Annotated in this window: 7 protein-coding genes; 6 read left to right on the top strand and 1 reads right to left on the bottom strand. The window is 56.4% G+C overall.

Translation table 11 applies throughout. The features are described 5' to 3' along the window. Window positions 1-282: 282 nt before the first annotated feature. Window positions 283-1,638: an MATE family efflux transporter gene (locus J0A66_RS18740; protein WP_206575385.1), complete on the bottom strand. Its 1,356-nt coding sequence runs from the start codon at window positions 1,636-1,638 to the stop codon at window positions 283-285. Window positions 1,639-1,953: 315 nt separating this feature from the next. Here J0A66_RS18740 and J0A66_RS18735 point away from each other — a divergent pair, with 315 nt between their 5' ends. From J0A66_RS18735 to nirB, 6 genes are all read left to right on the top strand, one after another. Beyond that, window positions 1,954-2,562, top strand: a complete 609-nt coding sequence (locus tag J0A66_RS18735; protein WP_206575384.1) for an ANTAR domain-containing response regulator — start codon at window positions 1,954-1,956, stop codon at window positions 2,560-2,562. Between the two features lies 1 nt (window position 2,563). Beyond that, window positions 2,564-3,700, top strand: coding sequence for a CmpA/NrtA family ABC transporter substrate-binding protein (locus tag J0A66_RS18730; protein ID WP_206575383.1), 1,137 nt, complete (start codon window positions 2,564-2,566; stop codon window positions 3,698-3,700). Between the two features lie 280 nt (window positions 3,701-3,980). Further along, entirely contained in the window at window positions 3,981-4,190 is a 210-nt protein-coding gene (locus tag J0A66_RS18725) for a cold-shock protein (protein ID WP_206575382.1), read from the top strand. A gap of 657 nt (window positions 4,191-4,847) precedes the next feature. Beyond that, window positions 4,848-6,323, top strand: a complete 1,476-nt coding sequence (locus tag J0A66_RS18720) for a NarK family nitrate/nitrite MFS transporter (RefSeq protein WP_206575381.1) — start codon at window positions 4,848-4,850, stop codon at window positions 6,321-6,323. Between the two features lie 16 nt (window positions 6,324-6,339). Continuing rightward, window positions 6,340-8,112, top strand: a complete 1,773-nt coding sequence (locus tag J0A66_RS18715; RefSeq protein WP_206575380.1) for a bifunctional protein-serine/threonine kinase/phosphatase — start codon at window positions 6,340-6,342, stop codon at window positions 8,110-8,112. Window positions 8,113-8,449: 337 nt separating this feature from the next. Beyond that, window positions 8,450-11,014 carry a nitrite reductase large subunit NirB gene (nirB, locus tag J0A66_RS18710; protein ID WP_206575379.1) on the top strand — a complete coding sequence of 855 codons (2,565 nt, stop codon included), beginning with the start codon at window positions 8,450-8,452 and terminating at the stop codon, window positions 11,012-11,014. Window positions 11,015-11,023: the final 9 nt, after the last annotated feature.

Raw genomic sequence — 11,023 nt, 5'->3', positions numbered from 1 at the left:
ATGCTGCTTAATGGCCTTGATGATTTGTTCTTCGGTATAACGTTTTTTCATTCTGAGATCTCCATTGGCTCCAGTTTATTGGAAATCTCATCAAAGTCATGGTGTTAAATCTGGGGAGAAGGTCACCGGTAACTGTCGTCAGGATATTTCGCGCGGCGACGCTAAGGTGCATAGAGGGATTAGCTTTAAGAGATCATGAAATAAGTTCAGGATGACATGATCTGTGCAAGCTCCTGAATCAACATCAGAATAACGGGCTGAAACTGACCCTTGGCATATAGCCTAAACCGCCACCTGTTCTTCCTGTACCCGCTGGATATAGGTCAGTCGCCAGCCGAGGAAGATGGCGGCGGCGGTGAGGCCGACGATAAAGCCGATCCAAAAGCCGGAGGCGGCCATTTTTGGCACTATCCAGTCGGTCAGGCCCAGGATGCAGCCGGTGGTCAGGCCTATACCCCAGTACGACACAAAGCTGATATAGAACATGGCTTTGGTGTCTTTGTAGCCGCGCAGGGCACAGCCGGAGATCACCTGAATGGCATCGGAGAACTGAAATATCGCCGCCAGAAACATCAGATCGGCGGCCAGGCTGACCACTTTCTGATCCACCGTATACAGCCCGGCAATCTGGTAGCGCAGCAAAAAGGACAGGCTGGCAGTGATGAGCGCGCAGCCGATACCCACCATCCAGGCCCCATGCACCGCCTTTCGGGCATTGAGGGGCTTATCCTCACCCAACAGATAGCCGACCCGGATGGCTACCGCCAGGCCCAGGCTTAAGGGCACCATAAACATCAAGGAGGAGAAGTTCAGGGCCACCTGATGAGCCGCCACCACAATGGGACCGTAAGGGGAGAGCAGCAGGGCCACCACTGCAAACAGGGACACCTCAAATAAAATCGTCATGGCGATGGGCACGCCCAGGCGCAGGATCTGGCCGATTTCGTCGAACCTGGGGGCGTACCATCTCTGGAACATATGATAGCGGCGCATGGCAGGGGCAAAATGGGTATACAGCCAGGTACAGATCATCATGGCGGTAAACACCAGGGAGGTGGCGATACCACAGCCGGCGCCGCCAAAGGCCGGCAGCCCAAGCTTGCCGTAAATAAACACATAGTTGGCCGGAATGTTCACCAACAGGCCAATGCCCATGATCACCATGGAGGGGCGGGTCACCGACAGGCCTTCACAATACTGGCGGAACACCTGATACACGGCAAAGGCCGGCGCGCCGAGCAGCAGATACTGGATATAGTCCAGGGTGATACGTTCCAACTCGGGATCCATGGGCAGCAGGCCGGCAAGGCCCGGCACCAGCGGATAACACAGGGCCAGCGGCACAGAGAACATCAGGGCCAGCCACAGGGTCTGCTGGCCTTTTTCCGGGATTTCAGTCCATTTTTTACTGCCATCCAGACGCGACACGATAGGCGGCAGGGCCAGAATAATGCCCTGCAGGAAAAACAAAATGGGCATCACCACACTGGCGGCAATGGCCACTGCGGCCATATCGGTGGCCGAGACCCGTCCGGCCATGATGGTGTCAGACACCCCCATCAGGGTCTGGGTAACCTGGGCAATCAGCAGCGGCCAGGACAGTTTGACCAGTTGGCGGATCTCGTGGGCAAGGCTCATCAGAATAAACTACAGAGGCAATAATCAGGCCTGTCTTTATACCATAGTAGGGCCGCTGAACACTGCTGTTTTACAAGGATTAATTGCTTCAATTCGTATTTGGTCATCCTGGCCTGCACTATTTTGGTGCCAATACTGCCCTGATGCAGGCAATTTAGCCGGCAAATAGGCTGACTTCTCTTGCTGGCTAATCTATGTATTTGAAATAAAAGACTAATAAACCTTGGCGCAATAGTTGCTGAAGTCGTTGCAGTAGTCACAAGGGGCAGTGCCTCTGATGTTAGCAACTGACGGACAACCAACAGTTCTTTGCCTATGAGTGAGAATGTCGCCGTGGCGGAAAAACCGCTGGAAATATTATTGATCGATGACGATCTGGACCGGGCGTCTGCCTTTCGCTCGGCCCTTGACCGATCCCGTTATCGGCTCTCCCATCTGGTGAGTTCACGCACCTCCTTGTTAAAGGAAGTGGATAAGCTCAAGCCGGATATAATCGTTATCGACATCGAGTCACCGGACCGGGACATTCTCGAGAGCCTCAGCACCCTGTCAAACTTCAATCCCAAACCTGTGGTGATGTTCTGCGAACAGGAGGACACGGGTCTGATCAACCAATCGGTCCAATCCGGTGTCAGTGCCTACGTAGTGGGGGAGGTGAGCAGCGCCAGGGTGCGCTCTATTCTGGATGCGGCAGTGGCCCGTTTCAATCAGTACCAGTCCCTGAAACAGGAACTGAGCGAGACCAAACGCAAGCTGGACTCCCGTCGTCTGGTGGACAAGGCCAAGTCCCTGCTGATGCAGAAAAAAGCCATGAGTGAAGAACAGGCCTTTAACAGCATCCGCAAAATGGCCATGGACACAGGTCAACGTATGGAAGACGTGGCCAGAACCCTGATTACCCTGATAAGCACCCTGGATAACTGACATGTTGAAGCTGGAAAAAACACACCTGCAGATTGGCTTTATGCCCCTTACCGATGCGGCCCCGTTGGTGGTGGCCAGGGAGAGGGGACTGTTTGAGCGCTTCGGCCTGCAGGTGGAACTGAAGAAACAAAACTCCTGGGCCACCCTGCGTGACAAACTGCAGGCCGGCATGTTGGACGCGGCGCAGATGCTGGCGCCTATGCCGCTGGCCAGTTCGCTGGGCCTGGGCGGCATCAAGGCTGAGCTTATCACCCCTTTTGTGCTGAGTTTTAACGGCAACGGTATTACTTTGTCCGAGCGGCTGTACCAGCAGATCTGCCAGGTCAGTCATGCAGACCCGGCTGTGCCGCCGCTGCCCCTGCCGGCTGATCTGATCGGCAAGGTGGCCCTGGCCCGGAGGGAGGCCGGGCAGGGACCTTTGCGCTTTGCCACCGTCTTTCCTTACAGTTGCCATTATTACCAGCTTTGTCACTGGCTGCAGTCCGGCGGCGTGCAGATTGGCCGGGACGTGGCGATTCAGGTCATTCCCCCCACCAGCATGGTGGCGGCCCTGCATGAGGGCATTATCGAGGGCTATTGTGTGGGCGGCCCCTGGAATGCCAAAGCGGTGCGCTCCGGTCTGGGGGTAACGGTGGTGACCTCCTGCGACATCTGGCCGGATTCGCCGGAAAAAGTGCTGGGACTGACCGCCGACTGGCAGGAGCGCCACCCCAATACCACCCTGGCGTTGCTCGGAGCATTGCAACAGGCCTGTCAATGGCTGGAGTCGGTGGCCAACCGTTTCGAGGCGGCCCGTATTCTCACTCGCAGCGAGTATCTGAATGCGGATCTGGATGTGGTGGCCCCGGCGCTGTTGGGAAGCTGCTTGGTGCATAAAGATCTCGGTCCCAGATCGGTGCCGGCCTACAACCGGTTCTGCGCCATGGGGGATGACGGCAGCAACCAGCCCAAAATTGCCTACGCCCGCAATCTGCTGGCGCAGATGGAGCGGGTTGGTCATATCTCGCCGGGCCAGGCCAGTGAGGAGCTGGCGTTCAGGGTTTACCGGCCGGATCTGTACAGCCAGATGCGCGACAGCCTGCTGGCTGACCACGCATCCGCACGCCAGCCGGGCAGTGGAGTCATGCCAGGTAAATGATCGGGATTTAAACCGGTAAATATTTAGATGAATCAGCCAGCCCAGAAAATATCATTTTACTGACTCTGTATGAGGCCTTTTTTAATTAATTAAAATATAAATGGACGGGCATGATTATTCCCTGTATTGTCTCTGCAGCTAGAAAGAAGCTCCACATTTACATCCTACATTTCGCTGTTTTATTCGTATTACCTCGTCCTGCAGTTTTTAAATCAAAGTCTCCATTTTTAAGCTATACACGCCTATTCAGGCCCTAATATATAAATTTCAGGATATGATTATGTCTAATACAACGACTGGAACCGTAAAGTGGTTCAACGAAGATAAAGGTTTTGGTTTTATCGAGCAGCAAGGTGGCGCCGATGTGTTTGCCCATTTCCGCTCAATTGTGGGTGATGGTTTCAAAACTCTCAAAGAAGGCCAGAAAGTGCAGTTTACTATCGGTCGCGGCCAGAAAGGCCCCCAAGCTGAGAATATTCAGGCTATCTGAATAGCCTGACCGGAATACTCCGGTTAATCAGGCCAAGACTAAAAAGCAACCCGCGGGTTGCTTTTTTCAATTCCGGGCGTCGAACGCCACTTCCCCCTCTTTTTACACCGCCCTGCGCAGTCGAATGCCTTGCACAAGGATAGGGCGATGTTGCACTCCGGCGGTTAACTCCTAGCGGGCCGCTCAGCAGTGAAATTCAGTAACTCTTTGAATAATAAGTAAAATACAACCTGGCACTGTACCTGCTATAACACAGGGGCAAGATGTGGAAGGTAGCCGCCAATGGGAATTGCCGGAAATAAGAAGATGTGAAGGCCAACAACAATAACAACAGTGCCGGCACTTAATAATAATAAGATACCACCACACTGACCGGCAAAGGCCGGTCGGGAAACCACTACAGGGAGTTGTTCCGGCTTAGCGGCCGAACCTTATTACCAGGTTGTCCCAGGATGGGAATAGGGCATGTGCGCCCTTGACAATTAGTCCGTCAGTTTCTGGCAATGATGCCAAAAGCTGGCAAGGCAACGAAGCCCACGTTTTCCCTTTTTGGGAGGTCGTGGGTTTTTTTTGGCCAAAAATTGCCCTGCCAGCCATAACGAGCCCGGCCCTAAGGGTCGGGCTCCCACGTATAACCAGTGATATGAGGCAAACAAGATGAGCAGCCATACCCCTTTCAATCTGCTGTCGTTCAGCGGCAAGATGAAGATTCTGCACCTCTCATGGATGGTGTTTTTTATCACCTTTGTGGTCTGGTTTAACCACGCGCCCATGCTGCTGGCCATCTCGCAGAGCCTCGGCCTGGACAAGGAACAGGTCAAGACCCTGCTGATCCTTAACGTGGCGCTGACCATTCCGGCCAGGGTGTTGATCGGTATGCTGACTGACCGACTGGGGCCCAGGCTGGTTTACTCCGGTTTATTGCTGGTGTGCTCCATCCCCTGCTTAATGTTTGCCCTGGCCGATACCTTTATCCAGGCGGCCATTGCCCGCTTTATGCTGGGATTTATCGGCGCGGGCTTTGTCATCGGCATCCGCATGGTCAGTGAATGGTTCCCCCCCAATGAATTGGGTACGGCCGAGGGCATTTACGGCGGTTGGGGCAATTTCGGCTCCGCCGCGGCAGCCTTTACCCTGCCTGTGCTGGCTCTTTGGTTCGGTGGAGAGGATGGCTGGCGTTACGCCATTGGCCTGACAGGTCTGCTGAGTCTGGCCTTTGCCTTTATCTACTATTTCAATGTGTCCGATACCCCCAAAGGGGCCACTTATTTCAAACCTAAGGGCAATGGCGCAATGGAAGTCACCAGCCCGGCAGACTTCTTCCTGCTACTGATAATGAAACTTCCCCTTTACGGGGCGTTGGTACTACTGACCTGGAAGCTGTCGCCGGCCGGTGTCAATATGCTGGGTGAAACCCTTTGTCGGTCCTTGTATGTGGGGCTGGCGGTACTCTACCTGTATGACCTGTGGCATGTCTGGGGGGCTAACAAGCAGGTGTTCTCCACCCCGGTGCCGGAGTTGCACAGGTATAAGTTTAAGCAGGTGGCTGTGCTCAACGTGCTGTATTTTGCCACCTTCGGCTCGGAACTGGCGGTGATCTCCATGCTGCCGTTATTCTTTGCCGAAACCTTCGAACTCAGTCCGGTGCTGGCGGGTATGGTGGCGTCAGCCTATGCCTTTATGAACCTGATGTCCCGTCCCGGCGGCGGCTGGTTGTCGGATAAATTTGGTCGCAAGCCGACGCTGCTGGTGCTCACCGCCGGCCTGGCAATGGGGTACTTCCTGATGGCCCAGGTGGACAGTTCCTGGCCACTCTATCTGGCCGTGCTGGCCGTCATGCTCTGTTCTTTCTTTGTGCAATCTGGGGAAGGAGCGGTGTTTGCCGTGGTGCCTCTGATCAAACGCAGGCTGACCGGCCAGATTGCCGGGATGACAGGGGCTTACGGCAACGTGGGGGCGGTGACCTATCTGACCATCCTGTCACTGGTGGATTATCCGGTGTTCTTTATGGTCATCGGCGCTACCGCGGTACTGGGCTTTCTGGTCCTGCTGTTTATGGATGAGCCCCAGGGTCATATGGCCGAGATCCGCGAAGACGGTTCGGTGGAACTGATCTCGGTGTCCCGGGCCTAGCAGGGAGTGTTAAGGCATGCAAAACCAGGCCCTGCAGCAACCGGCTGACCTGCCAGTCAATGAGCAGGGCGCAGTGCAATTACGGATACGGGTCGGCGGGTATTCCAGTGCTGGTCGCAAGCCGGTCAACCAGGATGCCTTTGCCGCCAGCCGGGAACCCAGTCAGAGGGAAGCGCTTAAAGGCTGGGTGGCCTGTATCGCCGATGGGGCCAGTTGCAGCGACAACGCCGGCCTGGCCAGTCAACTGAGCGTCAGCCACTTTATTGCCGACTACTTCAGTACGCCGGACAGCTGGCCGGTGAAAACCTCCGCGGGCAAAGTGCTCAGCGCCCTGAACAACTGGCTGCACCATCATGACCGCCAGAGCCAGACACCGGGCGATGGCCTGGTGACCACCTTCAGCGCCCTGATTTGCAAGTCCCGCACCGCCCATTTGCTGCATGTGGGGGACAGTCGCATCTACAGGTTACGAGGGCATGAGGTCGAACAACTGACCCGGGATCATTGTCACCGGCAATTGGGGGGGCGTTCGCTGCTCAGCCGGGCGCTGGGACTGGACAGCCGTCTGGAGGTGGATTACCTGCAACAACCCCTCGAAGAAGGGGATCTGTTTTTACTCAGTACAGACGGTGTACATGAGTTCTTGCCGGTCACTGATCTGCCTGGCCTGTTGCAAGGGGCCGGTGAGGATCTGGAGGGGGCGGCCCGGACCCTGGTGGAGCAGGCGCTTAACGCCGGCAGCCAGGATAACCTGACCTGTCTGCTGATCAGGGTGGAGCAATTACCCTATCTGCAACTGGATGAGGTGTACAAAAGCCTGACGGCCCTGATCATTCCGCCGGTACTGGAGCCGGGCACTAAGCTGGATGGGTTTGAGGTCAGCAAGGTGTTGTACTCCGGTCCCCGCAGCCACCTGTATCTGGTCACGCATCCCCATTGGTCGGAGCCGCTGGCGCTCAAGGCGCCCAGCAGTCATTTTTCTGAGGATCCCCAGTACCTGGAGGGCTTCAGCCGGGAAGCCTGGGTTGGACAACGGGTCCGCCATGCCAGTCTGATGAAAATGCATGGCCGCCCTGCGGCCAGCCGCTTCTTGTATCACTTGTGCGAATACATTGAAGGCCAGACGCTGCGCCAGTGGATGCGGGATCATCCGGCGCCGTCCATACAGCAGGTCAGGGCGATCTTTACCGAACTGGTCGGGGCCGTGCGGGCCCTGCAACGCCAGGGAATGGTGCACCGGGATCTCAAGCCGGAAAACGTGATGCTCGACAGCCGGGGACGACTGAAGCTGATCGATTACGGCGCGGTGCAGGTAGGCGGATTGCAGGAGTCCTTCAGCCCACTGGACGGAAGCTACCCGGTGGGCGCGCTGGATTATCTGGCTCCTGAATGCCTGCAGGGCGATCCCGGCAGTATCCACTCGGACATCTATTCCTTAGGGGTCATGCTGTACGAACTGCTGACCGGTCACTTGCCTTTCAAGACGCCGCTGCTCAAGTGGCAGACCAGTCATCGGCACTGGCAATACCAAAGCGCCAGATCCCGCAGGGCGGATATTCCCGAATGGCTGGATCTTACCCTGCAAAAAGCCACCCATCCCCAGCCTGCAAGACGCCATGCGGCATTATCTGAATTATTGCAGGATATCAGTCTGCCCAACCAGAGCCTGTTCAGGGGACAGGCCGGAAAATCCCTGCTGGAGCGTCACCCGCTGCGGGTGTGGCAGATGATCAGCGCGCTGTTGCTGCTGGTGGTGTTGCTGCAATGGGCCCTGCTGTCCGCAACTTAGCGCCCAGGTCGCACAATTAGGGTGCAGGTTTGCACTCCGGCTGGTAGCAGGAGACCTGGGAATTGGTGGGGAAAAAGACTATCTATATGAAATATAAGAATTATTTAAAGCTGGCAACATGCTTGCTTTAGTAGGCTTACAAGGGGCGGAAGATGAAGATCCCGCCCTTCAATAAAAAAGGCCGGTGACGGCACACAAACAATCTGTACGCCACCCTTTGACAAAGCTGTCATGAGGGTGGCCTGGCAACGAAGCCCACAGCACTCCTGAGCGAGTCTGTGGGTTTTTTTTGGTTCGAAGAAAGCGCGCCTCAATAAAAAGGCGCCGGGAGTCAATAATGAATGACGCAATCAAGATAGTGGTGGTGGGCAACGGCATGGTGGGGCATCACTATGTGGAGCAACTTCGCCAGCATTGTCCCGCAGCCGATATCACGGTACTGAGCGGTGAGCCACGGTTGGCCTATGACAGGGTGCATCTGTCCGAGTTCTTCGCCGGTAAGACGGCCGACGATCTGATGCTGACCAGCGAGGCGCACTATGAATCATTGGGTGTCCGCTTTCTCTGTAACGCTTGGGTCGAGAATATTGATCGCCAGTCCCGCCAGGTCTGGCTGACCGATGGCCGTCATCTGGTTTATGACAAACTGGTGCTGGCCACCGGCTCCTATCCCTTTGTACCGCCTATTCCCGGTAACGACCAGCCTCACTGCCTGGTGTACCGGACCATTGAAGATCTGGAATCCATTCAGGCTTCGGCAGCGCAAAGCCGCGTGGGCGTGGTGATCGGCGGCGGCCTGCTGGGTCTGGAGGCCGCCAATGCCCTTAAACAGGCAGGCCTTGAGGCCCACGTGGTGGAGTTCGCTCCGCAACTGATGGCAGTGCAACTCGACGAAGGCGGCGGCAAGCTCCTGCGAGAGAAGATTGAAGCGCTGGGCGTGCGGGTGCATACGGGTAAGGCCACGGAGCGCATTGTGGCCGGCAACCAGAGTCGGTACCGGCTGGAATTCAAAGACGGCGAGGCGCTGGAGACTGACCTGGTATTGTTCTCCGCCGGCATCCGCCCACAGGATAGTCTGGCCCGTCAGGCCGATCTGGCGGTGGGTGAGCGCGGCGGTATCGTCGTTAACGATCGTTGTCAGACCTCTGATCCGGATATTTACGCCATTGGCGAATGTGCCCTGTGGCAGGGACGTATCTTCGGTCTGGTGGCCCCAGGCTATCAGATGGCCAGGGTAGCGGCCGGTCATCTGGCTGCCGGTGATGAGTCTTTTACCGGTGCGGATATGAGCACCAAGCTCAAGCTGCTCGGTGTGGAAGTGGGCAGTATCGGTGATGCCCATGGCCGCACGGAAGGGGCCCTGAGCTACCAGTACCAGAACCAGCCGCTGGGCATCTACAAGAAAATAGTCGTGGATGCCAAGCAAAAAAGACTGCTCGGGGCCGTGTTGGTGGGCGACAGCTCAGATTACGACACTTTGCTGCAATATGCCTTAAACGGCATTGAACTACCCAAATATCCGGAGAGCCTGATCCTGCCCTCCAGTAGCGAAAAACCCGGCCTTGGGGCCGATGCCCTGCCCATGACCGCGACGGTCTGTTCCTGCCATAACGTCAGCAAGGGCGATATCGTCTCGGCCATTGACGAAGGCGCCTGTGAACTGGCCGCGGTGAAAAGCTGTACCAGGGCCAGTACCGGTTGCGGTGGCTGTTCAGCGCTTTTGAAGAACATGGTGGACACGGAACTGGCCAAACGTGGCGTGGAGGTCAAAAAAGATATCTGCGAACACTTTGCTTTCAGTCGGCAGGAGCTGTTCCATCTGGTACAGGTGGAAAAGATCCGCACCTTCGACGAGTTGCTGAACCAGCATGGTCAGGGCCTTGGCTGCGATATTTGCAAACCGGCTGTGGCCTCTATCCTGGCGTCCAACTGGAATGAGTTTGTGCTGGCCAGGGCCCATGTGGGTCTGCAGGATACCAACGATACCTTCCTGGCCAATATGCAAAAAGACGGCACCTATTCGGTGGTGCCCCGGGTACCGGGCGGTGAGATCACGCCGGACAAGCTGATTGTCATCGGCCAGGTGGCGAAAAAATACCGCCTGTATACCAAGGTCACCGGCGGCCAGCGTATCGACCTGTTCGGTGCCCGGGTCGAGCATTTACCGGAGATCTGGCGGGAACTCATCGATGCAGGTTTTGAGACCGGCCATGCCTATGGCAAGTCCCTGCGTACAGTCAAATCCTGCGTCGGCAGCACCTGGTGTCGTTACGGGGTACAGGACAGCGTCGGCACCGCCATCGATATCGAAAACCGTTACAAGGGTCTGCGCTCACCGCACAAGATCAAGATGGCGGTGTCCGGCTGCACACGCGAATGCGCCGAAGCCCAGAGTAAGGATGTGGGGGTCATCGCCACCGACAAGGGCTGGAACCTCTATGTTTGCGGCAACGGCGGCATGAAGCCCCGTCACGCAGATCTGTTTGCCCAGGATCTGGATACCGACACCCTGGTCCGTTACATCGACCGTTTCCTGATGTTCTATGTGCGCACCGCCGATCGCCTGCAGCGAACCTCGGTGTGGCTGGAAAGCCTGGATGGGGGCCTGGATTACCTAAAAGAAGTGATCATAGGGGATTCGCTGGGTCTGGCCGGCGAACTGGAAGCGCAGATGCAAAAGGTGGTCGGCACCTACCAATGTGAATGGAAAACCGCCATCAGCAGCGAAGAAAACCTCAAACGTTTCCGCCAGTTTGTCAATGCGGACAAGCCGGATGCCAATATCCAGTTTGTCGAGGAACGCGGCCAGTGGCGTCCTGCCACCGCGGAGGAAAAAAACCGTCTGGCCAACTCACAGGCCATCCCGGTTCGCCAGTTAACCAACGATACCCAATCGGCATAGGAGGCCAAG

Origin of the sequence: Bowmanella dokdonensis (genome assembly GCF_017254865.1) — a bacterium.
GTDB lineage: Bacteria > Pseudomonadota > Gammaproteobacteria > Enterobacterales > Alteromonadaceae > Bowmanella > Bowmanella dokdonensis.
The sequence above is the reverse complement of the archived record's forward strand: the minus strand, read 5'-3'. Positions and strand labels throughout refer to the sequence as shown.

What these genes read in the sequence shown, in the direction of transcription:
- J0A66_RS18740 (WP_206575385.1), bottom strand. Translation starts at nt 1,638, where the DNA reads ATGAGCCTTGCCCACGAGATCCGCCAACTGGTCAAACTGTCCTGGCCG.
- J0A66_RS18735 (WP_206575384.1), top strand. Translation starts at nt 1,954, where the DNA reads ATGAGTGAGAATGTCGCCGTGGCGGAAAAACCGCTGGAAATATTATTG.
- J0A66_RS18730 (WP_206575383.1), top strand. Translation starts at nt 2,564, where the DNA reads ATGTTGAAGCTGGAAAAAACACACCTGCAGATTGGCTTTATGCCCCTT.
- J0A66_RS18725 (WP_206575382.1), top strand. Translation starts at nt 3,981, where the DNA reads ATGTCTAATACAACGACTGGAACCGTAAAGTGGTTCAACGAAGATAAA.
- J0A66_RS18720 (WP_206575381.1), top strand. Translation starts at nt 4,848, where the DNA reads ATGAGCAGCCATACCCCTTTCAATCTGCTGTCGTTCAGCGGCAAGATG.
- J0A66_RS18715 (WP_206575380.1), top strand. Translation starts at nt 6,340, where the DNA reads ATGCAAAACCAGGCCCTGCAGCAACCGGCTGACCTGCCAGTCAATGAG.
- nirB (WP_206575379.1), top strand. Translation starts at nt 8,450, where the DNA reads ATGAATGACGCAATCAAGATAGTGGTGGTGGGCAACGGCATGGTGGGG.